General features: G+C 66.1%; 26 protein-coding genes. 15 read left to right on the forward strand and 11 right to left on the reverse strand.

The window, feature by feature from the left end; translation table 11 throughout:
• Positions 1-12: 12 nt before the first annotated feature.
• From ACF8O7_RS26110 to ACF8O7_RS26125, 4 genes are all read left to right on the forward strand, one after another.
• Complete coding sequence (locus ACF8O7_RS26110) at positions 13-1209, forward strand: CaiB/BaiF CoA-transferase family protein (RefSeq protein ID WP_034364356.1); 1197 nt, start codon at positions 13-15, stop codon at positions 1207-1209.
• Between the two features lies 1 nt (position 1210).
• Positions 1211-1714 (forward strand): MaoC family dehydratase, encoded by a 504-nt coding sequence (locus ACF8O7_RS26115; RefSeq protein ID WP_126311983.1) that lies wholly within the window; start codon positions 1211-1213, stop codon positions 1712-1714.
• Positions 1715-1756: 42 nt separating this feature from the next.
• Positions 1757-2770 carry a tripartite tricarboxylate transporter substrate binding protein gene (locus tag ACF8O7_RS26120; protein ID WP_016448877.1) on the forward strand — a complete coding sequence of 338 codons (1014 nt, stop codon included), beginning with the start codon at positions 1757-1759 and terminating at the stop codon, positions 2768-2770.
• 153 nt (positions 2771-2923) lie between these two features.
• Positions 2924-4015, forward strand: a complete 1092-nt coding sequence (locus tag ACF8O7_RS26125) for an enoyl-CoA hydratase/isomerase family protein (RefSeq protein WP_126311981.1) — start codon at positions 2924-2926, stop codon at positions 4013-4015.
• Positions 4016-4089: 74 nt separating this feature from the next.
• On the opposite strand, the gene ACF8O7_RS26130 is transcribed toward ACF8O7_RS26125, so the two are convergent.
• Positions 4090-4755 (reverse strand): TetR/AcrR family transcriptional regulator, encoded by a 666-nt coding sequence (locus ACF8O7_RS26130; protein WP_046240364.1) that lies wholly within the window; start codon positions 4753-4755, stop codon positions 4090-4092.
• Between the two features lie 156 nt (positions 4756-4911).
• Here ACF8O7_RS26130 and ACF8O7_RS26135 point away from each other — a divergent pair, with 156 nt between their 5' ends.
• Positions 4912-5607 carry a DAPG hydrolase family protein gene (locus ACF8O7_RS26135; RefSeq protein WP_126311979.1) on the forward strand — a complete coding sequence of 232 codons (696 nt, stop codon included), beginning with the start codon at positions 4912-4914 and terminating at the stop codon, positions 5605-5607.
• A gap of 15 nt (positions 5608-5622) precedes the next feature.
• On the opposite strand, the gene ACF8O7_RS26140 is transcribed toward ACF8O7_RS26135, so the two are convergent.
• From ACF8O7_RS26140 to smpB, 4 genes are all read right to left on the reverse strand, one after another.
• Entirely contained in the window at positions 5623-6459 is an 837-nt protein-coding gene (locus tag ACF8O7_RS26140) for an anti-sigma factor (protein WP_016448873.1), read from the reverse strand.
• A gap of 10 nt (positions 6460-6469) precedes the next feature.
• Positions 6470-7003, reverse strand: coding sequence for an RNA polymerase sigma factor (locus tag ACF8O7_RS26145; RefSeq protein ID WP_016448872.1), 534 nt, complete (start codon positions 7001-7003; stop codon positions 6470-6472).
• 30 nt (positions 7004-7033) lie between these two features.
• Positions 7034-7450, reverse strand: coding sequence for a hypothetical protein (locus tag ACF8O7_RS26150; RefSeq protein ID WP_016448871.1), 417 nt, complete (start codon positions 7448-7450; stop codon positions 7034-7036).
• A gap of 109 nt (positions 7451-7559) precedes the next feature.
• Entirely contained in the window at positions 7560-8033 is a 474-nt protein-coding gene (gene smpB, locus ACF8O7_RS26155; protein ID WP_016448870.1) for an SsrA-binding protein SmpB, read from the reverse strand.
• A 168-nt stretch (positions 8034-8201) separates the two neighbouring features.
• Here smpB and ACF8O7_RS26160 point away from each other — a divergent pair, with 168 nt between their 5' ends.
• Positions 8202-8654, forward strand: a complete 453-nt coding sequence (locus tag ACF8O7_RS26160) for a type II toxin-antitoxin system RatA family toxin (protein ID WP_016452375.1) — start codon at positions 8202-8204, stop codon at positions 8652-8654.
• Positions 8647-8991 carry an RnfH family protein gene (locus ACF8O7_RS26165; RefSeq protein WP_126311977.1) on the forward strand — a complete coding sequence of 115 codons (345 nt, stop codon included), beginning with the start codon at positions 8647-8649 and terminating at the stop codon, positions 8989-8991. Before ACF8O7_RS26160 ends, ACF8O7_RS26165 begins: the two co-directional genes overlap by 8 nt.
• A 19-nt stretch (positions 8992-9010) precedes the next feature.
• Here ACF8O7_RS26165 and ACF8O7_RS26170 read toward each other — a convergent pair whose 3' ends face one another.
• Entirely contained in the window at positions 9011-9565 is a 555-nt protein-coding gene (locus tag ACF8O7_RS26170; protein ID WP_034364364.1) for a DUF4124 domain-containing protein, read from the reverse strand.
• Positions 9566-9649: 84 nt separating this feature from the next.
• Between ACF8O7_RS26170 and guaB the strand changes: the two genes are divergently transcribed.
• Positions 9650-11125: an IMP dehydrogenase gene (guaB, locus tag ACF8O7_RS26175; protein WP_013803023.1), complete on the forward strand. Its 1476-nt coding sequence runs from the start codon at positions 9650-9652 to the stop codon at positions 11123-11125.
• Positions 11126-11238: 113 nt separating this feature from the next.
• Here the strand turns inward: guaB and ilvD are convergent, their stop codons facing one another.
• Positions 11239-12933, reverse strand: a complete 1695-nt coding sequence (gene ilvD / locus ACF8O7_RS26180; RefSeq protein ID WP_013803022.1) for a dihydroxy-acid dehydratase — start codon at positions 12931-12933, stop codon at positions 11239-11241.
• Positions 12934-13026: 93 nt separating this feature from the next.
• On the opposite strand from ilvD, the gene ACF8O7_RS26185 reads away from it, so the two are divergent.
• The 4 genes from ACF8O7_RS26185 to guaA all read left to right on the forward strand — a co-directional run bounded on the left by ACF8O7_RS26185 (position 13027) and on the right by guaA (position 16454).
• Complete coding sequence (locus ACF8O7_RS26185) at positions 13027-13956, forward strand: LysR family transcriptional regulator (protein WP_074923295.1); 930 nt, start codon at positions 13027-13029, stop codon at positions 13954-13956.
• 140 nt (positions 13957-14096) lie between these two features.
• Positions 14097-14375, forward strand: coding sequence for a type II toxin-antitoxin system Phd/YefM family antitoxin (locus tag ACF8O7_RS26190; RefSeq protein ID WP_012204855.1), 279 nt, complete (start codon positions 14097-14099; stop codon positions 14373-14375).
• On the forward strand, positions 14372-14806 hold the full coding sequence (locus tag ACF8O7_RS26195) for a type II toxin-antitoxin system VapC family toxin (RefSeq protein WP_012204856.1): 435 nt from the start codon (positions 14372-14374) through the stop codon (positions 14804-14806). The genes ACF8O7_RS26190 and ACF8O7_RS26195 overlap by 4 nt, the downstream gene beginning before the upstream one ends.
• 31 nt (positions 14807-14837) lie before the next feature.
• Positions 14838-16454, forward strand: a complete 1617-nt coding sequence (gene guaA, locus ACF8O7_RS26200; RefSeq protein WP_026062747.1) for a glutamine-hydrolyzing GMP synthase — start codon at positions 14838-14840, stop codon at positions 16452-16454.
• A 91-nt stretch (positions 16455-16545) separates the two neighbouring features.
• On the opposite strand, the gene ACF8O7_RS26205 is transcribed toward guaA, so the two are convergent.
• Positions 16546-18417, reverse strand: coding sequence for a DUF2075 domain-containing protein (locus tag ACF8O7_RS26205; RefSeq protein WP_074923466.1), 1872 nt, complete (start codon positions 18415-18417; stop codon positions 16546-16548).
• Positions 18414-18788 (reverse strand): nucleotide pyrophosphohydrolase, encoded by a 375-nt coding sequence (locus ACF8O7_RS26210; protein ID WP_016448215.1) that lies wholly within the window; start codon positions 18786-18788, stop codon positions 18414-18416. The genes ACF8O7_RS26205 and ACF8O7_RS26210 overlap by 4 nt, the downstream gene beginning before the upstream one ends.
• A gap of 319 nt (positions 18789-19107) precedes the next feature.
• On the opposite strand from ACF8O7_RS26210, the gene ACF8O7_RS26215 reads away from it, so the two are divergent.
• The gene (locus tag ACF8O7_RS26215) at positions 19108-20250 is read left to right on the forward strand and encodes a DUF3883 domain-containing protein (protein WP_016448214.1); all 1143 of its coding nucleotides are present in this window, start codon (positions 19108-19110) and stop codon (positions 20248-20250) included.
• Positions 20251-20407: 157 nt separating this feature from the next.
• Entirely contained in the window at positions 20408-21694 is a 1287-nt protein-coding gene (locus ACF8O7_RS26220; RefSeq protein WP_392444814.1) for a M16 family metallopeptidase, read from the forward strand.
• Positions 21695-21761: 67 nt separating this feature from the next.
• Here the strand turns inward: ACF8O7_RS26220 and ACF8O7_RS26225 are convergent, their stop codons facing one another.
• Together ACF8O7_RS26225 and ACF8O7_RS26230 are read right to left on the reverse strand one after the other, a co-directional pair.
• Complete coding sequence (locus ACF8O7_RS26225; protein WP_392444677.1) at positions 21762-22181, reverse strand: 5-carboxymethyl-2-hydroxymuconate Delta-isomerase; 420 nt, start codon at positions 22179-22181, stop codon at positions 21762-21764.
• A gap of 12 nt (positions 22182-22193) precedes the next feature.
• Positions 22194-23174, reverse strand: coding sequence for a Bug family tripartite tricarboxylate transporter substrate binding protein (locus ACF8O7_RS26230; protein WP_392444680.1), 981 nt, complete (start codon positions 23172-23174; stop codon positions 22194-22196).
• A 105-nt stretch (positions 23175-23279) separates the two neighbouring features.
• Between ACF8O7_RS26230 and ACF8O7_RS26235 the strand changes: the two genes are divergently transcribed.
• Positions 23280-24224, forward strand: a complete 945-nt coding sequence (locus ACF8O7_RS26235) for a LysR family transcriptional regulator (protein WP_227468457.1) — start codon at positions 23280-23282, stop codon at positions 24222-24224.
• Positions 24225-24240: the final 16 nt, after the last annotated feature.

The raw sequence follows: 24240 nt of genomic DNA on the forward strand, positions 1-24240 counted from the left end.
CCCTGAAGCAACATGGAGACCACAGTGCAGGCTGCGTTGACAGGGATTCGGGTGCTGGATCTGTCCAGCGTGGTGTTCGGGCCGCTGGCCAGCCAGGTGCTGGCCGACTATGGCGCCGAAGTCATCAAGATCGAGCCGCCGGCCGGCGACTCCACGCGCCACACCGGCCCGGCCGTGGAGCCCGGCATGGCGGCCATGTTCATGGGCACCAACCGCAGCAAGAAGAGCGTGGTGCTCGATCTCAAGCAGGACGAGGCGCGCCAGGCCCTGCATGCGCTGCTGGCCACGGCCGATGTGTTCATGCACAGCATGCGCCCGCAGAAGCTGGCCCCGCTGGGCCTGGACCCCGACACGCTGCGCGAGCGCTATCCGCGCCTGGTCTACGCAGGCCTGCATGGCTTTGGCGAGGACGGCCCCTATGCAGGCATGCCCGCCTACGACGACGTCATCCAGGGCATGAGCGGCCTGGCCGACCTGATGGAGCGCCAGACGGGCGAGGCGCGCTACCTGCCCACCATCGCGGCCGACAAGACCTGCGCCCTGGTGGCCGCGCATGCCGTGCTGGCGGCGCTGTTCCAGCGCGAGCGCAGCGGCCACGGCTGCTTTGTGGAAGTGCCCATGTACGAGACCATGGTGGGCTTCAACCTGGTCGAGCATTTCTACGGCATGCACTTCAGCCCCGCGCTCAGCGGCGCTGGCTACCCGCGCGTGATGGCGCCCTGGCGCAAGCCCTACCGAACGCTGGACGGCCACGTCTGCATGATGCCGTACACCGATGCGCACTGGCAGCGCTTCTTCGCCGCCGTGGGCCAGCCGCAGCTGGCCCTGGATGCGCGCTTTGCCAGCCAGGCCAGCCGCACGGCCCACATTGCCGAGCTGCTGGAGACCGCAGGCGAGCATGTGGCCCTGCACGGCACCCAGCACTGGCTCGATACCTGCCAGCGCCTGGAGATTCCTGCCGCCCCGGTGGCACGCATGGACGATCTGCCTGCCGATCCACACCTGCAGGCCACGGAGTTCTTCGTGCCGCTGCACGACGCCGCCATGGGCACCGTGCACCTGCCTCGCTCCTCCGTGCGCATGGATGGCCGGCAGGCCCCCATGGGCATGCCGCCGCGCCTGGGCGAGCACACAGTGGCGCTGCTGGCCCAGGCGGGCTGGAGCGCCGAGCGCATTGCGGGCCTGAATACCCCGCAACAGGAGATTTGAAATGACTGCAGACATCACTCCCCCGCCCGCCGCCTCCGCACCCGCCTGGAACGCCGTGCCCCGCATGGGCCAGGGCTTTTTCTGGCAGGACCTGCAGGTTGGCCAGCAGCTGCGCACCTTCCGCCGCACCGTGACCGAATCCGACCTGGTCGCCTTCATCAACGTCACCGGCATGCTGGAGGCCATCTTCATCGAGGACGGCTATGACGGCGGCGCCATCGCAGGCCGTCCCGTACCGGGCGCGCTGACCTATACGCTGATCGAAGGCTTCATCCTGCAAAGCATGATCCAGGGCACGGGCCTGGCCATGCTGGAGCTGCACCAGAAGATCCTCGGCCCCGTGCTGGTGGGCGACACCATCGAGGCCCTGGTCGAGGTTACCGCCATCAGGCCCACCTCCAAGGGCAACCGCGCCGTCGTCACCTCGCGCATCGAGGTCTTCAACCAGGGCCACCACAAGGTCATGGAGTACACGGCCGTGCGCCTGCTGGCCGGACGCAGCTAGACGGACAAAAGAATTCCCATAACGACACCAGGAGACAACAGCATGGACAAGAAAGGCAACAAGGCCGCGGGCAGACAAGGGCGGCGCAGGGTGCTGGCCGCCGTGGCGGCCTGCATGGCAGCCGCAGCGGCAGTGCCGGGAGCGGCCCTGGCACAGCAGCCCTGGCCCAGCAAGCCCATCACGCTGGTCGTGCCTTTCCCGCCGGGCGGGCCCACCGACCTGGTGGCGCGCGTGCTGGCCCAGCAGGTCGGCCAGCAACTGGGCCAGACCGTGATCGTGGACAACCGGCCCGGCGCCAACGGCAACATCGGCAACGCCCTGGTGGCCAAGGCCGCGCCCGATGGCTACACCGTGCTCTACAACACCTCGTCCATTGCGCTGAGCCCGTCGCTCTACAAGAAGATGAGCTACGACGTGAACAAGGACCTGATGCCTGTGGCGCTGACGGCCGTGGTGCCGCTGGGCCTGGTGGTCAACCCCAAGCTGCCGGTGAAGAACGTGCAGGAGTTCGTGCGCCATGCCAGGGACAAGGCGGGCCAGCTGTCCTATGGTTCGGCCGGCAACGGCAATGTCACGCACCTGGCGGCCTTCCAGGTCGTGCAGCACTACCAGATCGAGGCCAGCCACGTGCCCTACAAGGGCAGCGCGCCGGCCGACGTGGATCTGGTGGCCGGACAGATCGACTTCATGACGGACACCATCAACTCCGTCGCACCCTTCATCAAGGAGGGTCGGCTCAAGCTGCTGGCCGTGAGTTCCTCCAAGCGCCTGCCCAACTTCCCCGATGCACCCACGCTGGCCGAAAGCGGCATGTCCGGCTTCGAGGCCGGGGCCTGGCAGGGCGTGATGGTGCCGGCCAAAACGCCGGCCGCCATCATCCAGCGGCTCAACCAGGAGCTGATGCGCGCGCTCAAGGACCCGGGCGTGGTCGAGAAGCTGCAGCTGCAGGGCGCCGAAGGCCTGGGCTCCACGCCCGAGGAATACGGCGCCTACATCCGCAGCGAGATCAAGCGCTGGGCCGGCGTGGTCAAGAGCACGGGCGTCTCTCTGGACTGAGTGCGCTGCGGTGCGCGGCGGCTGCCCGCCCTGTCGTGCACTTGCGCAAATTGGCACCTGTTTGTCAGGGGTGGGCGCGGTTTTTCAGCTATGGTTGCGGCTCATTGCCCCGGGCTGCCGGGGCAGGGCATGCATAGCAACAAGGAGCAAGATATGACGGGAGCTGCCGGCGAAGTCCTCAGCGAAGTGCGGGGCCGCATGGGCATGATCACCTTGAACCGGGCCAAGGCGCTGAACGCGCTGTCGCTGGGCATGGTGCGCGATCTGCTGGCCACCCTGCTGGCCTGGCAAAAGGACGATCAGGTGCTGGCCGTGGCCATCCGCGGCATGGGCAAGGAAGGGGCCTTCGGCGCCTTCTGCGCGGGCGGCGACATCCGTTTTCTGCACGGCGCAGGCAGCACGGGCAATCCCCAGCTGGAGGACTTCTTCACCGAGGAGTACGCGCTCAACCACCTGATCCACACCTTAGGCAAGCCCTACATCGCCTTCATGGACGGCATCGTCATGGGTGGCGGCATGGGCATCAGCCAGGGCGGCACGCTGCGCATCGTCACCGAGCGTACCAAGATGGCCATGCCCGAGACGGCCATCGGCCTGTTCCCCGATGTGGGTGGCGGCTACTTCCTATCGCGCTGCCCCGGTCACGCGGGTGAGTGGCTGGCGCTGACGGGCGACGTGATCGGCGCGGCCGACGCGCTGGACTTCGGCCTGGCCGATGGCTATCTGCCCTCGGACCAGCAGCCTGCGCTGTGGGAGGCCCTGGCCGCCGGCAGCTTTGCCGATGCAGCGGCCGTCGAGGCGCTGGTGAAGTCGAAGTTCACGGCCCCGGCCAAACCAGCGGCCCAGCCCCGCGCCGAGATCGACCGCGTGTTTGCCCTGCCCACGGTGGCTGCCATGGTGCAGGCACTGGAAGCGGCGGATGGCGAGTGGGCGCAGCACACGGCAGCCACGCTGCGCAAGCGCTCGCCCCTGATGCTGCACGTGGTGCTGGAGCAGATTCGCCGCGCACGCGGCATGACGCTGGCCCAGGACCTGCGCATGGAGCGCGACATGGTGCGCCACTGCTTTTACCTGCGCCCCGGCCAGAGCGAGACCATCGAAGGCATTCGCGCCCTGGCCGTGGACAAGGACCACCAACCGCGCTGGAACCCCGCGCGCATCGAAGACGTGCAGGACGCGCAATGGCGTGCCTTCTTCGACAGCCCCTGGCCCGCGCACTCGCACCCGCTGGCGGCGCTGGACTGATCGCGCGGCGGTTGCCCAAACCTCCAAGGGTTCAAAAGGCCATCCGGCACCGCCCCGGATGGCCTTTTTTCGGTTCAGCGATCCGCAGGCTCCATGCGGCAGGAATGGCCTGCCAGCAGCCGTACCGCGTCGTCAATGCGCGGGCCCGGATCCCATTCGGGCACGGGCGGCGTCAGGCCCAGGGCCATCTGCCGCAGCGGCTCGGCAATGGCCATGGACAGCAACAGGTCGCAGATGACATCGGGCTGCTCTGCCCTGAGCAACCCCTTCGCGCACTGGCGCCGCAGCCAGTCCACCAGCATGCCGCGGCCGCGCTCTATGCCGTTGCGCTGGTAGACCTCCAGCAACTCGGGCTTGGCGGGGAAATCGGTGGTGAGCAGGCGGAACATCCCCACCGCCTCGGCCGACAGCACGCGCGCGGCAATCACGCGCAGGATCTCGGCCAGCGCCGGAGCCACCTCTGAGGCCGACTGCGCATCGGCCGACAGGGCGGGGCGGAAACCGTCTGTCCAGCTGCGCACCACCAGGGCCACCAGATCCTCGCGGTTGGCGGCAAAGCGATAGAGCGTCTTCTTGGCCAGCCCCGCGCGCCTGGCCACGGCTTCCATGGTGGTGGCGGCATAGCCTTCGTTGAGCAAGAGCCAGGTGGCGGCGGCCAGGGCGGCATCGTTGGCCTCGTGCTCGGGCCGGGCCGGCCGCCCGCGCGGCCTGGGGGCCGCAGGAGTGATTTCGGATTCCATTGGATTTCTTGTCGTTCCGTTCGGTGTTGTGCAGGGTCGTGCCTGGTTGTGCAGCATTTTGTTACCCGGCTGGGATTATCCGATTGTTTGGAAACGTTGTTCGTTTCTTTAATATAAGATGGCTTTTCCTCATCAACCCAGGAACGGAAAACACCCATGAACTCCCATGCCTTCGAGCCCGACATTTCCCGCATCGACGAGCTGCTGCACATCACGCCGCTGCGGCTGGAGACGGGAGTCCAGCGCCTGCCCAGCGGCTGTCTGGTGGTGGCCTGCCGCACCGACCTGCACGGCTGCAGCGGCCGCATGCTGGACTGGTGGTTCAAGTTCTTCGAGACCACGCAGCACATCAAGTGGTGGCATCCGCATGACCACATCGCACATCGCGGCTGGGATGCGCAATGGAAGAAGGGCGAGAGCTACATAGGCGCCTCCATCGAGGCCGTGGAGTCCCTGGCCGACATTCCGCCCGTGGCGGCCAGGCTCAAGTTCCATGATCCGCGTGAGCTGTTCGACCCTGCGCAGTTGGAGCTGGCCTTTGCCGAAAAACGCGCCTCGGCCGCCGTGTATGCGCGTATCGGCTTCGGCGAGCATGTGCAGCTGGACGCCAGCGGGGACCCCATGGACGGGCAGATGGTGCACCTGGCGCGCGATACGCCCTTTGGATGCGTGCTGCGCAGCCGCTTCCTGCTGGGGCAGTCCTGCACGGACCCGGCGGCCGAGCTGCCCGACGCGCTGGGCCTGGGCCTGCTGCGCCACTGCTACACGGAGTTCACCTACCTGTCGCGCTTCCTGCCCTCGCTGTACTACGGCGAACATGGCAACGGCGAGGCGGCGCCGCTGCCCTGGTAGCCGTGGCCCCAGGCTTCAAAGCTGCTGGTGCACGGCCGTGGCCAGCTGCAGCAGCCGGTTGCGCGGCAGGGCGCCGCTGAGCGCATAGCCAAAGCCCTGGTCCACCCAGTAGAAGCTGGGCACGGGGCCGTCGCTGCTGAAGCGAAAGGCGGTCTCGCCACGCGTGGCCGGGTCCTCCAGCGCGCCCAGATACAGGGTGATGCGCTCGCCGGCCGCATCCTGGTACATGAACTGGGCGCGTGCGCCGCTGTCGCCGGGCAGCAGCCGGCCGCCCACCAGCTCATAGCCCAGTTCCGTGAGGGCTGGCAGCTTCAGCGGCCGGCCCAGCCGCTTGGAAAGCCATTGCAGCAAATGGGCCTGTTGCGCTGCCTCGACCTCGACCGGGTGGCGCTGCTCGGGCTGGTAGACCGCGTGGGCGACGGCTGCCTGATGGGCGAAGCGGGCAGGTGCGGCAGCGGCCAGCGTGTCCGCCGTTGAGGGTGCCGCAGGCGCTGCCTGCTGCCCGTGCACCAGCCAGCCCAGGCCGAAGGCCAGCAGCCAGCCTGCGGCCATGCCGCCCCAGCGCCACCATTGCTGCTGGCGCTGTTGCAGGCCCTGCAGCTGCTCGGCGGCGGCGCGCATTTCATCGGGCATGGGCGGTTCGCTGCGGGCGCCGTGCAGGGCGCGCAGCAGCTGCCGCTGGCGCTGCCATTGCTCCACGCGTGCTGCGCTGTCTGCATCCAGCTGCTCGCGCAGCGCCTGTGCCTGTGGGGCCGGCAGGCGGTCATCGACCAGGGCATGCAGCTGCTCGTCGGGGATGGCCGTGGCAGCCGAGACACAGGAGGAGGGGGAGGTGGGGGCGGGGGCAGTCATGGCGGCCTCGTCATTTGAGCCGGCGCAGCGACGGGGCTGCGGCTTGGGGTGCAGCAGTCTGGGCGGGCGAAGCTGCGGGCGGCGCCTCCATCAGCTCGCGCAACCGGGAGCGTGCGCGCGACAGGCGCGACATCACGGTGCCCAGGGGCAGCTGCAGCACGCGCGCCGTGTCGGCATAGCTCATGTCCTCCACGCTGACCAGCAGCAGCACGGCCCGCTGCTCGGCGGGCAGGCGCTGCAGGCAGCGCTCCAGGTCCAGGGCAGCGTCGCTGCTGTCCTCGGGCGCTGCCAGGGACTCGGACAGGCTGTCGATGTCCAGCCACTGCCCTCGTGCGGCAGAGCGCCGCTGGTTCAGGTAGAGGTTGTGCATCAGGGTGAACAGCCAGGCGCGCAGATCGCCATCGGAGCGCCACAGCAGCCATTTGCGGCAGGCGCGTTCCAGCGTGTCCTGCACCAGGTCGTCGGCTGCCCAGGCATCGCCTGCCAGCAGCCGCGCGTAGCGGCGCAGGCCGGGCAGGTGCTCCAGGATCTGGCTGCGGTCCATGGGCAGGTCCGATCGCGCAGGGGGCCGGACTCAGGGGCGTGCGGTATGCCAGACGCCCATGACGCCGTCGCCCGTGGTATCGCCGGCCTTGCCGTCCTTCACCCAGTAGTACAGGGGCTTGCCCTTGTAGGCGATCTGGCTGCTGCCATCGTCGCGCTGGATCACGCTGTAGTTGCCGCCAGAGGGCGCCTGCTTGCCCATCAGGGGCGGCCAGTTGGTCGCGCAGGGGCCATTGCAGACGGACTTGCCACTGCCGGCCGTGTCCTTGTCGAAGGTATAGAGCGTCATGCCGTTGGCGCCGACCAGGATGCCGTTTTGCACGCTGACCGCACTGGGCGGCGTCTGGCCAGAGGCGTTGGCCGCAGGCGCGGAATAGCAGCCTGCCAGGGCCAATGTCAGGGCTGCCGTGAAGGCACAGGTACCAAGTTTCATGCCGAGCTTCTTCATCGCTGTCTCCGGTGCTTGCCGGCGCGCGAAATTGCGGCCGGACACTGCAATGAACACTGGGCCGTGCCGGTTTATTCCGCAGCAGTGCAAAAAAAGCTGCGGATGCCCGTCAGCGGTTGAAGCTCTTCATGGCGCGCTCGACCTCGCGCTTGCCTTCGCGGTCCTTGATCACGTCGCGCTTGTCGTGCTCGGCCTTGCCCTTGGCCAGGGCAATGTCGCATTTGACATAGCCGTTCTTCCAGTGAAGGTTGATGGGCACCAGGGTGAAGCCCTTTTGCTCCACCTTGCCGATCAGGCGCAGGATGTCGTCCTTCTTGAGCAGCAGTTTCTTGATGCGCGCCGCGTCGGGGTTGACGTGGGTGGAGGCGGTCTTGAGCGGGTTGATCTGGCAGCCGAGCAGGAACAGCTCGCCGTCCTTGACGATGACGTAGCCGTCCGTCAACTGCACCTTGCCGCTGCGCAGTGCCTTCACTTCCCAGCCGTGCAGCACGATGCCGGCCTCGAAGCGTTCCTCGAAGAAGTAGTTGAATGCGGCTTTTTTGTTGTCGGCGATGCGCGACTGTGTTTCAGGTTTCTTGGCCATGGAGTAATAGATGCGGCGAAAACCTGGAGATGAAAGGTCTCCCTACAATACTGGATTGCCGTCTTCCCGCCGTGCGGGATTTTAGTTTCGCCTTGCCGTCATTGTGACAGCCGGCTGTGCCATGGCGGCGCTGCCGGTGTTTTGCATGCCGTGCAGCCCGCCCCATTCATGAAAAAAGTCAACAAGTCCGTCCTGATCTGGTACAGCCCCCAAGAAATGTTTGCCCTGGTGACGGACGTGGCCCACTATGCCGACTTCCTTCCCTGGTGCGATCAGGCCAGGGTGCTGGAGCAGGACGAGCAGGGCATGACGGCCGAGGTGGGCATTGCATTCGGCGGCATGCGCAAGTCCTTCGTCACGCGCAACACGCACAGCGTGCTCGACGATGGCGGGCGCCAGGTCAGCATCCGCCTGATCAAGGGGCCGTTCTCGCGGCTGGAGGGCCACTGGATGTTCCGCCCCGTGGGCGACGGATCGCAGCGCGCCTGCCGTGTCGAACTGCAACTGGACTACGGTTTCGACAACATGGCCCTGGCCGCCGTGGTCGGCCCGGTGTTCGACCGCATTGCAGGCTCCATGGTCGATGCCTTCATCAAGCGTGCCGAGCAGGTCTATGGCTGAGCCCCAGCCCGCTGTGCGCATCACGCTGGCCTGCAGTGCGCGCGCCGGCGAAGTCGTCGAGCTGCTTCTGCAATTGCCGGCCGGTGCCACGATTGCCGATGCGGTGGCGGCGGCGGGCGGCTGGCAGGCGCTGGGCTTTGCGCAGGCCGGGCCGGCAGGCCTGTGGGGCCGCAGCGCGCCTTTGACGCAAGCCCTGCGCGACGGTGACCGAGTGGAGCTGTACCGGCCCTTGACCGTGGACCCCAAGGTGGCGCGCCGCGAGCGTTTCGCACGCCAGGGCGCTCGGGCCACGGGGCTGTTCCAGCGCCAGAGGCCTGGAGCCAAGGCCGGCTACTGAGCCGGCCCGGATTCGGCGATCAGCGCATTGCGCCGCAATCGGAGGCGATGATGGCGTCGGCGCGCTTGAGTTCCGCATCGCGCGTGGCGTCGTCCATGAAGCCGCGCTCGCCCTGCTCATTCGTGTAGCCCAGCAGGCGGCCCGAAGACAGCGCGGTCTTGGACTGCTTGGCGCGTGCGCAGTTGTCCTGGCGCTGCTTGGCAATCCGTTCCTTTTCCGCCTTGGCCTTGGCGGCCTCCTGGGCTTCGGCCTTGCGCTTTTGTTCTTCCAGGGCCTTGTCGGTGCCTGCGGGCTTGGTGTCCTTGGCGGCTGCGGCAGGTGCTGCCGGTGCCGCGGCGTCCGCCGCAGGCGCCGTGCCTGCATCCGCAGCTGCCGCAGCGGCGGAGGGCGCGGCGGCAGGCGGCGGTGTGCTGCCGCCAGGCTGGCGCAGGATGTTCTTGGCGGGAATGTCAGGAGGCGGTGCGCGGTCGCTGAAGACCTTGCGGCCTGTGGCGTCGACCCATTGCCACTGGGCGGCTGCGGGCAGCGAACAGGCGGCAAGCGTGACTAGCAAAACAAGCTTGATGGCGTGCATGGTGAGTTGGGGATCGGGCCGAATGGCCTACAGCATACATTGTGATCCGGCGCACGGGTACAATCCTTCTTTTGGAGCTCTCACATGCGCCTTCTCGGTAAAGCCCTGACCTTCGACGACGTCCTTCTGGTCCCCGCTTTCTCCCAGGTCCTGCCCAAGGACACTTCGCTCAAGACGCGCTTTTCGCGCAACATCTCCCTGAACATTCCCCTTGTGTCCGCCGCCATGGACACCGTGACCGAGGCGCGTCTGGCCATTGCCATCGCGCAAGAGGGCGGTATCGGCGTCATCCACAAGAACATGACGGCCGAGCAGCAGGCCGCCGAAGTGTCCAAGGTCAAGCGCCACGAATCCGGCGTGGTGCACGACCCCGTGGTCATCACCCCCGAGCACACCGTGCTGCAGGTGCTGCAGCTGTCCGAGAACCTCGGCATCTCGGGCTTTCCCGTCTGCGACGGCGGCAAGGTGGTGGGCATCGTCACCAGCCGCGACCTGCGCTTCGAGACCCGCTACGACGTCAAGGTCAGCCAGATCATGACGCCGCGCGAGCGCCTGATCACCGTCAACGAGAAGGACGGCACCACGCCCGTGGAAGCCAAGGCCCTGCTCAACAAGCACAAGCTCGAACGCATCCTGGTCGTGAACGACGCCTTTGAACTCAAGGGCCTGATCACCGTCAAGGACATCACCAAGCAGACCACCTTCCCCAACGCAGCGCGTGACAGCGCAGGCCGCCTGCGCGTGGCCGCCGCCGTGGGCGTGGGCGAGGGCACCGAGCAGCGCGTGGAGCTGCTGGTCAAGGCCGGCGTCGATGCACTGGTGGTGGACACGGCCCACGGCCACAGCAAGGGCGTGATCGACCGCGTGCGCTGGGTCAAGCAGAACTACCCGCAGGTGGACGTCATCGGCGGCAACATCGCCACCGGCGCCGCTGCGCTGGCACTGGCCGAGGCAGGCGCCGACGCCGTGAAGGTCGGCATCGGCCCCGGCTCCATCTGCACCACGCGCATCGTCGCCGGTGTGGGCGTGCCCCAGATCATGGCCATCGACAGCGTGGCCCAGGCCCTGCAAGGCACGGGCGTGCCGCTGATCGCCGACGGCGGCATCCGCTTCTCGGGCGACATCGCCAAGGCCCTGGCCGCTGGCGCCTCGACCATCATGATGGGCGGCATGTTCGCCGGCACCGAAGAGGCTCCGGGCGAAGTCATCCTGTACCAGGGCCGTTCGTACAAGAGCTATCGCGGCATGGGCTCCATCGGCGCCATGCAGCAGGGCTCGGCCGACCGCTACTTCCAGGAATCGAGCACCGGCAATCCCAACGCCGACAAGCTCGTGCCCGAAGGCATCGAAGGCCGCGTGCCCTACAAGGGCTCCATGGTCTCCATCGTCTACCAGATGGCCGGCGGCGTGCGCGCTGCCATGGGCTACTGCGGCTGCGCCACCATCGAAGAGATGAACAACACGGCCGAGTTCGTGGAGATCACCGCCGCAGGCATCCGTGAATCGCACGTGCATGATGTGCAGATCACCAAGGAAGCGCCCAACTACCGCGCCGACTGATCCAGGTCCAGCGCCTTGGCGCGAGATGGAAAAGAGGTCCGGGCAGCCGCTGCCCGGACCTCTTTTTTTCGTGCGCTCACGAAGCTCAGATGGTGAAGCTCAGATGACGACGCTCAAATGGCGAAGTTGTCCAGCACCGCGCCCGAGCTGGCGCTCGATGCGTTGAACGCGAACTTGGCCTGCACGCCCCGCGTGTAGCGTGGCGCGGGGGCCTTCCATGCCGCACGGCGCTGGGCGAGCACGTCTTCGGGCACGTTCAGCTGCAGCTGCAATGCGTGCGCGTCGATGGTGATCGAGTCGCCCTCGTGCACCAGCGCGATGGTGCCGCCCACGGCCGCTTCCGGCGCCACGTGGCCGACCACCATGCCCCAGGTGCCGCCGGAGAAGCGGCCATCGGTGATCAGGCCCACGCTCTCGCCCAGGCCGGCGCCGATCAGGGCGCCCGTGGGGGCCAGCATTTCCGGCATGCCGGGGCCGCCCTTGGGGCCCAGGTAGCGCAGCACCATCACGTCGCCGGCCTGTATCCTGCCGTCGAGGATGGCTGCCAGTGCCGATTGCTCATCGTCGAACACGCGTGCCGGGCCGGTGATGACCGGGTTTTTCAGGCCCGTGATCTTGGCCACCGCACCTTCCGGGCTCAGGTTGCCCTTGAGGATGGCCAGGTGGCCCTGCGGGTAGAGCGCATCCGAGAGGGGGCGGATGACCTGGGGGTTGGGCGGTTCGTCAGGCACGCCGGCCAGGGTCTCGGCGATGGTCTGGCCCGAGATGGTGATGCAGTCGCCGTGCAGCAGGCCCGCATTCAGCAGGATCTTCATCACCTGCGGGATGCCGCCCGCCTGATGCAGGTCCACCGCCAGGTATCTGCCGCTGGGCTTGAGATCGCACAGCACCGGCACCCGCTGGCGGATGCGCTCGAAGTCGTCGATGGACCAGGGCACGCCGGCCGCATGGGCGATCGCGAGAAAGTGCAGCACGGCATTGGTGGAGCCTCCGGTCGCCATGATCACCGAGACCGCGTTTTCGATGGACTTGCGCGTCACGATGTCGCGCGGCTTGAGGTCCATCTTGATGGCCTCGATCAGCACCCTGGCGGATTCCTTGGCCGAGTTCTCCTTTTCATCATGGGGGTTGGCCATGGTGGAGGAGTAGGGCAGGCTCATGCCCAGCGCCTCGAACGCGCTCGACATGGTGTTGGCGGTGTACATGCCGCCGCACGAGCCCGTGCCGGGAATGGCGTGCTGCTCGATGTCCTTGAGCTCCTGGTCGCTGATCTTGCCCGCGGCGTTCTCGCCAACGGCCTCGAACACGCTGACGATGTTCAGGTCCCGGCCTTTCCACCTGCCGGGCAGGATGGTGCCGCCGTAGACATAGATGGCCGGCACATTGGCGCGCAGCATGCCCATCATGCCGCCCGGCATGTTCTTGTCGCAGCCGCCGACCACCAGCACGCCGTCCATCCACTGGCCGCCCACGCAGGTCTCTATGCAGTCGGCGATCACCTCGCGGCTGACCAGCGAGTACTTCATGCCTTCCGTGCCCATGGACATGCCGTCCGAGATGGTCGGCGTGCCGAACACCTGCGCGTTGCCGCCGGCCTCCTCGATGCCTGCGATGGCCGCGTCCGCCAGCCTTTGCAGGCCGGAGTTGCACGGCGTGATCGTGCTGTGGCCGTTGGCCACGCCGACCATGGGCTTCTTGAAATCCTCTTCCTTGTAGCCCATGCCGTAGAACATGGAGCGGTTGGCGGCGCGCGCCTTGCCTTCGGTGATGTGGGAGCTTCGGCGGTTGATCTGGTTCGGCGGGGTCATGGCATGTCTCTCGTTGTGGGGGTTGGATGAGTATGGGCCGACTGATTCATCTGATCCAATCCTATTCATCGGCATGATTGATATGCTGCACATATGAATGAGCCCCCCATTGATCTGCGCGTCTGGCGGCAATTCCTGGCCGTGGCGGACGAGTTGCACTTCGGCCGGGCCGCATCACGCCTGCACATGACGCAGCCGCCGCTCACCCAGGCCATCGCGCAGCTGGAGCGCAGCCTGGACGTGGCGCTGTTCGAGCGCTCGAGCCGCCACGTCGCGCTGACGCCCGCCGGCGAGGCGCTTGTGCCGCAGGTGCGTGAACTGCTGGGACGGGCGGCAGCGCTGCCCGGGATTGCGCGGGCTGCGGCAGCGGGAGAAGTGGGGCGCGTGCGGCTGGCCTTTGTCTCCACCATCGGCTTCACCCGGCTGCCGCTGTGGGTGCGGGACTTCGTTGCAGGCACGCCCGGTGTGGCGCTGGAGCTGGTCGAGGCCACCAGCGATGTGCAAATGGAGGCGTTCGAGCGCGGGCAGATCGATGCCGGGTTGATGCTGCATGCCCCCGGGCATGCGCCGGCCGGCCTGGAGCGCCTGGCCGTGGGACGGGAAGCCATGGTGCTGGCCCTGCCTCAGCAGCATGCGCTTGCCGGTGCGGACCGGCTGATGCTCGACGAGGTGCTGGAGCAGCCGCTGGTGATCTTTCCGCGCCGCATCATGCCCTCGCTCCATGACGCGGTGACGGATCTGTACCGACGGCACGGACATGTGCCGCGCATCGCGCAGCAGGCGATACAGATGCAGACCATCGTGAACCTGGTCTGGGGCGGTATCGGCCTGGCCTGGGTGCCCGCCAGCGTGATGCAGTTCTGCAGGCCCGGCGTGGTCTACCGCGAGGCGGTTTTCGCCAGCACCCGTGCAGGCAGCAAGGCCGTTGCCCTGCCGGTCTGCGAGACCAGCCTGGCCTGGCCGGCCGGAGCCATGTCGCCCGCGCTGGCGCGGTTTGTCGGCTTCGTGCACGAACAGCATTGAGTGGGGCGCGCCAGCAGGCAGCAGAGGCCAATGCCTGGAATATCCGCAAGGTTCTGGTCTGAATTTTTGGAAATTCTGGCCAGAATGATAGAATTCGGGCCAGGCCGGATACCAGGCCTGTTTTTGTTTTCAGCCCCGCCATGCAATCTGTCGGCATCTACGAAGCCAAGACCCGTTTCTCCGCCCTGATCGAACTTGTCGAGCAGGGCGAGGAAGTGCGCATCACCCGCCACGGCAAGGAAGTGGTGCGCATGCTGCCGGTGCGTCGCCGCCCCGTGATCACCGACGAGCAGATCGCCCGCGAGCTGGAGCAGATGCAGGCGCTGCAGGCCACGGTGCGGCCGGCCCAGCCGGCACAGTCGGCACAGGCGCCGGACTCCACCACCCGACTGCGCCACGCAGGCCGGAGCCAGGCATGACCTCCTTCGTGCTCGATGCCTCCGTCACCGCCGCCTGGCTGCTGCCCGATGCCGCCAGCGTGCACACCCAGCGCCTGTATACCCGCATCCGCCGCCACGAAGTGGACCCGCAGGCGCCCAACCTCTGGCAGTGGGAATGCGGCAACCTGATCGCCTCGGGCGTGCACGGCGGCCGCATTCCGCACAGCTCGGTCGAAGGCCTGTGGGGCGTGCTCGAGGCCATCCGCCACCGCGTGGAGCTGCACGAGCTGGCGCCCGCCCAGCACAAGGCCGTGCTCGACGTGGCGCTGGACACCCGCCTGCCGGTCTATGACGCGGCCTACCTGTGGCTGGCGCAGTCGCTGCGCCTGCCGCTGGCCACCTTTGACGCGGCCCAGGCCGCCGCCGCCCGCAAGCGCGGGCTGGCGCTGCTGGCCCCTGAAGATTTCTGATCCCCTCCCATCACCTTTGCCTGAGATGACCATGCAACACGACAAGATCCTCATTCTTGACTTCGGCTCCCAAGTCACCCAGCTGATCGCCCGCCGCGTGCGCGAAGCCCATGTCTACTGCGAAGTCCACCCCTGCGACGTCAGCAGCGACTGGGTGCGCGAATTCGCCGCCGACGGCCGCCTCAAGGGCGTGATCCTGTCGGGCAGCCACGCCAGCGTCTACGAAGTGGACGACCGCGCCCCCGACGCCGTGTTCGAGCTGGGCATTCCCGTGCTGGGCATCTGCTACGGCATGCAGACCATGGCCACCCAGCTGGGCGGCAAGGTCGAAGGCTCGCACACCCGCGAATTCGGCTATGCCGAAGTGCGCGCCCATGGCCACACCGAACTGCTCAAGGGCATCCAGGACTTCGCCACGGCCGAAGGCCACGGCATGCTCAAGGTCTGGATGAGCCACGGCGACAAGGTCACCGAGCTGCCCCCGGGCTTCAAGGTCATGGCCTCCACGCCGTCCTGCCCCATCGCCGGCATGGCCGACGAGGCGCGCCGCTTCTACGCCGTCCAGTTCCACCCCGAAGTCACGCACACCGTGCAGGGCGCGGCCCTGCTCAACCGCTTCGTGCGCGAGATCTGCGCGGCCAACGCCGACTGGATCATGGGCGACTACATCGAGGAAGCCGTCGCCAAAATCCGCGAGCAGGTGGGTGACGAGGAAGTCATCCTCGGCCTGTCTGGCGGCGTGGATTCGTCCGTGGCTGCAGCCCTGATCCACCGCGCCATCGGCGACCAGCTGACCTGCGTCTTCGTGGACCACGGCCTGCTGCGCCTGAACGAAGGCGACATGGTCATGGAAATGTTCGAAGGCAAGCTGCACGCCAAGGTCATCCGCGTGGACGCCAGCGACCTGTTCCTGGGCAAGCTGGCCGGCGTCAGCGAGCCCGAGGCCAAGCGCAAGATCATCGGCGGCCTGTTCGTGGACGTGTTCAAGGCCGAGGCCGCCAAGCTCAAGGCCGGCGATGCAGGCCACAAGGGCGCCACCTTCCTGGCCCAGGGCACCATCTACCCCGACGTCATCGAGTCGGGCGGCGCCAAGAGCAAGAAGGCCGTCACCATCAAGAGCCACCACAACGTCGGCGGCCTGCCCGAGCAGCTCGGCCTGAAGCTGCTCGAGCCCCTGCGCGACCTGTTCAAGGACGAAGTGCGCGAACTCGGCGTGGCCCTGGGCCTGCCGCGTGAAATGGTCTACCGCCACCCCTTCCCCGGCCCGGGCCTGGGCGTGCGCATCCTGGGTGAAGTCAAGAAGGAATACGCCGACCTGCTGCGCCGCGCCGACGCCATCTTCATCGAGGAACTGCGCAACTGGACGGACGAAGCCACCGGCAAGAACTGGTACGACCTCACCAGCCAGGCCTTCACCGTCTTCCTGCCCGTCAAGAGCGTGGGCGTCATGGGCGACGGCCGCACCTACGACTACGTCGTGGCCCTGCGCGCCGTGCAGACCAGCGACTTCATGACCGCCGACTGGGCCGAGCTGCCCTACGGCCTGCTCAAGAAGGTGTCTGGCCGGATCATCAATGAAGTGCGCGGCATCAACCGCGTGACCTACGACGTTTCGACGAAGCCGCCGGCGACGATCGAGTGGGAATGATTGCGCAATAGGAAACGGCCGGGGTCGTCCGGCCGTATTTCCGAATCAAGCCCGCGGCACTGCGGGCTTTTTTCTGCCCGCCCGCCTTTGTTCAGTGGGGTGCTGGAATAGCCGAATGCTCGCGCAGGTATGCCCTCAGCTTCGCGTCCGTGGCATACACATAGCACCCCTTCATGCCACGGGTCATCAAGGTGCGATAGGTGTTCTTGATGATGCTTTCCGCCAGCCGTGCGGCCTCGGCAGGCTGCTCCTTCGTCATCTTCACGAATCCCTTCATGGTCTTGTCATGTCTGTCCCTGGCTCGGGGCACTGCCACCAGCGTGTCGCCCATGATGGTCAGGTCTGGCCCGATGATGACTCCCACATAGTCCACTTCCAGCCCCTGGCAGGTGTGTATGCAGCCGACCTGTGCCACAGAGTTCGGTGCCACGATCCAGAGGCTGCCGTCCTGGTCCAGATTCCATTGGCGCTCGTAGTCTCCGATGACTACGTCCATAAGCTTGGGATTCTTCTTGCTGTTCCATGGCCAGCAGTAACCAGCCACAACGCGTGCCCGGTTGTTGGCGTTCTTCGTCTCGATGGCCTTGTGCAGATCCGAGGGGTCGTCAAACACCTGAAAGTCAAACGGAATATCTGCAAGGCTAGGGTTGGCGGTAGTTCGGATCTGCAACGTATGGTCTACCCAGGCCAGATAGCCGTCGGAGCCGGCGCACCGAAATTGGGAAGTCAGCGAATATTCCTCTACCTCAGCATTCCGCCCGGCTGCAAACTTGCGGATGATCTCCTTGGAACCTACATCCTTGAGAGTCACGCGCTGGTCTTCGTCGATGAAAAAGATGCTGCACTTGGCAGCTTCTATCAGCTCCTTGACCTGATGGGTGCCCAGATTCCCATAGAAGCCGCTTTTTTCGGTTAGGCGATGTGCTTCGTCCACGACCAAGACATCAAAGGCATCCTGCACGGTTTCCGTGAAGGAGCCTGATCCGCCGAAAAGATTGACCAGATGTGCGTTGTCGCGCGTCTGTATCAGCTTGTCGCTATAGACAGCGCGTGGGGCAGCGTTCTTGGAAATGTATTTGACGGTCAAGCCTTCGCGCAGAGCCGCAAGCAGGTTGACGGCGATCACCGACTTGCCGGTTCCAGGACCGCCCTCAATGATCAAGACGCGAGGCCTGCCGCTGGCGCTGGCCTGGCGGCATGCGGCCTTCGCAGCCTCGAACACTTCCTTCTGGTCGTCGATTAGCGCGAACTCGCTGTTGCCCTTCAGCAGCTTGCCGACCACATCCGCCAGCGCTTTGGATGGCCGCATCCTTCCTCGTTCAAGATCGAACAGCACCTGGCGGCCTCGGCCATGCCGGATGTGCTGTTTGATGAACTCGCGGAGTTTCTTGCGGTCTTCATCACCTTTCAGGAACAAAGGTGCCCGCTCGATATAGGGCTGGTACTGGGGGGAGTCGATGATGCCATCGGCGGCATAGTTGTGCAGGTAGGCGCAAGGCTTCAGCTGCAGCCCGCCGTCATAGATGGCCTCGTTGAACCCCTCCAGAAATGCCGTGTACGACCACGCCTGGTAGCTGGGGTGAATGCGCGCCTGGTCAGGGCGCATTCCACCGCGCAAAAGCACGATGGCATCGCGGTCGGTGGCGCCGACCGATGACCATTGCTTGAGTTCGACCACCACCAGCCGTCGAGAGCCGTCGTCGGCATGTCCGGCAAGAATGACATCGATGCGTTTTGACGATTGCGGCAGGATGAATTCGACAGCGACCCCGATGTCGGGTGCGATTTCCGGGTCACGCAGAAGGCGGGCAATGTAGCCCAGCGACTCGCGCCATGATCGGATCTCCGCCTTGGCTACCTTGCGGTGAGTCGCTGCCTGGTACTTCGCGTAGATGACGTCTTCAATATCGCGTTCGTCGTAGTCGAGCAGGAATTGTGTCTTCTCGGCCTGATAAACGATCATGGCTCGGGCAGCTGGTCGTATTTGGTGCTGACGCCGCGCGACGCCTCGACAGGGTATTTGGCGGCGTTGGAAGCCAGCTTGCTGGCGATGGCTGCGTTGAGGTCCACGTCCAGCACATCCGCCAAGCGGATGAGGTACAGGGCGACATCGGCCAGTTCGTCGCGTACCGCCGAGGCGGTTTTAGGATTCGAGGCGGCCGAATGAGAGTCGGCCTCGGTCATCCATTGGAATATTTCGGTCAACTCACCCACCTCGCCCGAGAGAGCCATGACCAGATTCTTGGGTGAATGGAATTGCTGCCACTCCCGCTCTTGCGCAAACTGCCTCAGCGCGTGTACCGCGCCCGTCACGTCAATCAGACTTTTGTCCACATCCAGACCCTTTCGGAACGGATTGTTACCTATTCTGCAGTTCCTAGGACTCAGAGACCTGAAGTATCGCTGCGCCTAGGAAGATTCTGAGCCCGGGCGAGGCTTGGATGTAAGAACTAGCCGCCTGATTCCCAGGCCAGGTGCAAGCACTTGCGCGCAGACAGACGAAGTCCAGTGTTCCCCATGAAAGACATGGCTGCTACCAGACCAAGCATGCGTTTGTAACGTAAAGTACTATTTCTTTGCAATTTGCTGTGTGCTGCTGCGGACCTAGCCCGTGGGTATTGATTCCGCATGAAGATACTTCTCCCAAACGCTGATGGCTGTTGAAATCTCTCGCCTTCAAAGTCCTGCGGCCGTTCAGGCGGCGTTGGACGAGTTTTCACGTCTTGGTCGGACGGCATTCCTGAAGCGATACGGATTTGGAAAATCGCGCGATTTCTTGGTTCGCAATGCAAGAACCGGGCAGCTATGCGACTCCAAGGCCATCGTCGGAGCTGCGTTCGGCCATCAGTTCCCGCAGGAGGGACCGCTCAAGCCGACTGATTTCTCCGGTGGAGAGGCCACCGTCGTTCCTCGATTGCAGCATCTGGGCTTCGATGTCGTGCGCATTGGTGAAGACTGGACCTTCGATGAGGTGCAGGCCACGGTCGCGTCATATTTCGAGATGCTTTTGCTGGAGGCCGAGCAGCAGCGCTACACCAAGACCGAATTCAATGCGCAGTTGCGCCAGCGGCTGCGTGAGCGCAGCAAGGGATCGGTGGAGCTGAAGTTCCAGAACATCAGCGCCGTCCTGCATGACCTGGAGCTGCCCTTCATCCGCGGCTACAAGCCCCGGAGCAACGCTCAGCTTCTGTTGCGTCAGGCGGTGCAGCAGTTCGTCCTGAATCAGCCGGGCCTGGTTTCCCGTGTGGTGGATGCGATGGAGGAGGTCAAGACGTCTGCTGAGCAGAGTTTTCATGCCTGCCTGGTTGAACCGCCTGCGCTGGAGACAGTGGCGCAGTTAGCGAAAGACGGCGCCAAGGTCAGATTTCCACGCAAGACGAACTGGGCCCAGCGGGATGAAGCCAACCGGCATCTTGGCCGTGCCGGAGAGCAGTGGGTCATCGGATTCGAGCAGCGGCGACTTGTCCATGCCGGGTATCCGGAGCTTTTCCAGCAGCTGGACTGGGTGTCTGACCGGCTCGGCGACGGGAGCGGCTACGACATCCTCTCGCATGAGCGGCCCGGCGAGCATCGCTTCATCGAGGTCAAGACCACCAATGGCGGGCATGCCTCGTCCTTCATCATCAGCCGCAACGAACTGGATTTCGCAGCAGAGGCCGGGGATGCCTTCCATCTCTACCGGGTTTTTCAGTTCCGGGAGGAACCAAGGCTCTACATCCTGAACGGGCCGCTGGCGGACCAGCTGCACCTGGAGCCCATCGATTTTCGGGCGTCGTTCCGGCGCCTGGTGGGGTAACGCGCAGGTCGGCCGGGCCAGAGCTCCCCGCAGCTTTGAGCACAGGCACATGAAAGAGGGCTGAAGAGGGCTGCCCTGCGCATCCTCTGGAGCGCGACGACAATAGCTCATGATTCAAGAAAAGCCCCTGGCGGCAACCGAACTGGAGCGGCCTGCCATGGCCTTGCGCACTCTTGCGAATGGGGTCCGGCTGCTGGCGCTGCCCATGCCGCACTTGCAGAGCGTCAGCGTGGGTGTGTTCCTGCGCGTGGGCTCCCGCGACGAGACCTCCACCAGCAACGGCATCAGCCATGTGCTGGAACACATGGCGTTCAAGGGCACGCACACGCGTTCCGTGCAGGAGATCAACCTGGATGCGGAGCGGCTGGGCGCGGAGGTCAACGCCTTCACCGGCAAGGACATCACCGGCTATTTCATGACCGGCCTGGGCTGGCATGCGCAGGCCTTGCTGGGAATGATTGCGGACATCGTGCTGAACAGCGTGTTTCCCGAGCATGAACTGCAAAGGGAGCTGCAGGTGATCCGGCAGGAGGCCATCGAGTACGAAGAGGACCCGGAGGACAGCGCCGGCGATCTGCTGGACCGCGCCATCTGGGGCGATGACCCCATGGGCATGCCGGTGATCGGCACGGTGGCCAATATCGAAGGCTTCACGCGGCAGGATCTGGTGCGCCATGTGCAAACCCATTACGTGGGAGAAAAGACCGTCGTCGTCGCGGCCGGAAACTTCGATGTGCCGGCCTGGCTGGAGCAGGCGGCGCAGCTGTTCGCCGGCATGCCTGCGTCGGCCGATCCCGCTGTGGCGCTGCCCCCTCAGCCCGCAAAGTATGTGGGGCAGGCCCTGGCGCAACGCTTCACGCAGGTGTCCCAGGTGTTCGTGAACCTGGCCTATCCCCTGGTGTTCGAGCAGTTGCAGGGCGAGCACCCGCAGCGTGCGCGTCTCGTGGCCTCGCTGGCGGCCCATCTGCTGGGCGAGGGGATGTCGTCGCCCCTGGTCGATACCGTGCGCGAGCGGCTCGGACTGGCCTATACGGCCTATGCGGCGATGGAGGGCGGTGACGTGTGGGCCAATTTCATCGTGCATGCCGTCACGACGCCGGACAAGCTCGAAGCGCTGGTGGCAGCGACAGGCGGCCTGCTGCGCGCTCAGGCTGCCGGCATCGACCCCGTGCATCTGGAACGGGCCAAGAACCAGCTGGCGGTCTCGCGGGTGCGTGCGGGCGAGCGGACCTACGCCACCATGGAGCGCGCTGTCGAAGACCTCTTTGCCCATGGCAGCGTGACGTCCGTGGCCGAAACGCTGGCGATGATCGATGGCATCGGGGCCGAGGAAGTGCGCAAGGTCTTCGAGCGCATGCTGGCCCACCCTCCAGCGGTGGCCATCACCGGCAAGGGCGCCAGTGCCCGGACCGTGCGGCAGCTGGCCGCAGGCCTGGCGGCCTGAGCCGGCAGCGCGCGATCAGCGATCAGCGGCCAACCGCCAACCGCAACACATGGCGCTTTTCCCGTTGTCATGGAGTTGAGGGAGCGGGCGGCGGCGCGTTCCATTGCCGCTTGAGGTAGTGCGACTTCGGGTGCTCCTGCAGGAACACGCAGCACTGCACCCACGCCGCTGACTCCGGGGGCACTTCGAACGGGGCGATCGGGCCGATCGGGCCGATCGCGCGCGCGAGATGCTCGAACACGACCTCGGCCATGGCCGAGCACATCTGCGGCGGGCGCGGGTTGGTCAGCGTCAGGGTGGCGATCAGTTGCTGCGCGTGGGGGTCCTCGCCGCACAGTCCGACGGCGATGGGGGCCACGCGCGACTTCAGGTCCGCGAGCCGTGCCCATCCGCGCTCGGCCAGCGCAAGGTGCATGGCGTGCAGGACCGGCTCCCACTGGATCGACGGGAGCAAGGATGGCGATACCTCGATGGCGATGTGCGGCATGGGGCGGCGCCTTCAGTCGAGCTTGATGCCGACTTCGCGGATCAGCGTCTGCCAGCGTACCCGTTCGCTGTCCAGCAGGCGTGCGAATGCCTGGGGCGAGTTGTCGATGGGCACCGAGCCGAGTTCGGCCAGCCTGTCCTGCGTGGCCTTGGCCGCCAGCGCCGCGCCCATGTGCTTGACCAGCCAGGCCTTGCGGTCGGCCGGGGTCGCGGCGGGCGCGAGGAAGCCGTACCAGCCGCTGATCTCGGCGTCCACGCCCGACTCCTTGAGCGTGGGCACGCCGGGCAGCGCAGGAATGCGCCTGGCGGACGTCACGGCCAGCGCCTTCAGGCGCCCGCTTTGCACATGCTGCAGGATGGCCGGCGTGGCTTCGAACACCATCTGCACCGTGCCGCCCAGCACGTCGTTGAGTGCAGGTGCGGAGCCGCGGTAGGGAATGTGCAGGATCGAGGTGCCGGTCTGGCGCTTGACGAGTTCTCCCGCCAGGTGCTGCGGCGTGCCGTTGCCGGCGGATGCGTAGGAGAACTTGCCCGGGTTCTTGCGCAGCCATTCGAGCGCCTCCTTGGCCGTGGTCGCCGGGAAGGAGGGATGCACGGCCCAGATCAACGGCACCGAGGCGGCCCATGCCAGCGGTGTGAAGTCCTTGGCCGGATCGAAGTTGAGCCTGGAGTACAGCGCCGGGTTCGCGGCCATGGGGCCGAGTGCGCCCAGCAGCAGCGTGTAGCCGTCGGCCTCGGCGCGTGCTGCCGCCTCCGTGCCGATGTTGCCGCCCGCACCGCTGCGGTTGTCCACGATCACCGTGCTGCCGCTGTCCGTCTGCAAGGCGTTCGCCATCAGACGGGAGACGGCATCGGTGGTCGCACCTGCCGGATAGGGGCAGATGATGCGGATGGGCTTGGAAGGGAATGCCTGTGCGCGCGCCGAGGGGCTTGCGCCCAAGGCTGAAATGGCCGTCGCCGTGCTGGCGTACTGAAGGAAGTTGCGTCGTTTCATCGGTGCTCTCGTGACCAGAGTTGTCTCGTGGCCGTAGTGTCGGCAGGCCCTTGTTTCTTCGCAATTCGCATTTTCTGGCCGCGCCTATCGGATAATCCGATGGTCATGTCCGCACGCAGCCGCGACCCCCTCGATCTCGTCTCATTGCGCCAGTTGCGCTACTTCGTGTCGGCGATGCGGGCGCACAGCTTCAGTGCGGCATCACGCGATGCCTCGATCTCGCAGGCGGCGCTGTCGGAGCAGATCGCCTTGCTGGAATCGACCCTGGACGTGCAGCTGTTCGACCGTGCGAGCGGGCGCGCCGTTGCCACGGCCTCCGGACATGAGCTCGACCGCCGGGTGTCGGCCTGCCTCAGTGAGCTGCAGGCGGCGCTGCGCGACGTGCAGGCGCGTGCGAGCACCGTGGCGGGCCTGGTGCGCATCGGCCTGGTGCAGTCCTACGCGGGATGCTGGGTACTGCCCGTCGTGCGCAGGGCCCAGGCGCAGTGGCCGCAGCTGGCGATCGCACTGCGCAGGCGCACCGCACAGGCCTTGGTGGAGGGCGTGTTGCGTGGCGATTTCGATCTTGCCGTCAGCTTCGACCCGGAGCCGCATGCCGATCTGGAGATCCTGGCCTGCTTCGACGAGCCCGTGGTGGCCGTGGGATTGAAGCCCCGCCGGCGGCGACGCCTGCTGGAGCTCAGCGAGGTCGCGAACCACCCCCTGGCCTTGCTGCCAAGCGAATACGCCATGCGGCGCCAGCTCGACAACGCCTTTGCGGCGCAGGGGCTGAAGCCGGGCGTGCATCTGGAGTCCGATACGCTGGAGGACCTGGTGCATGCCGCCCGTGAAAACGGCATGGTCGCGCTGCTCAACGGTGCCGCGGCAATGAGCCTGGACGTGCAGGACGCAGTCCCGTTGGCCGAAAGAAATCTGGGCCGGCAAGCCTGCCTGGTGCGCTCACGCAGCCGTCACCACGGCTTTGCCGCCCAGTACGTATGGGACGAGCTGTCGGCGGCAACCCCCACGCTGCCGCCAGCGTGGGGGCGGCGCGTTGCAGCCGCGCGCTAGTCGTCGGCCGGATCCG

It is taken from the genome of Delftia sp. WSY_16 (assembly GCF_043104415.1).
GTDB classification, from domain to species: domain Bacteria; phylum Pseudomonadota; class Gammaproteobacteria; order Burkholderiales; family Burkholderiaceae_C; genus Comamonas; species Comamonas tsuruhatensis.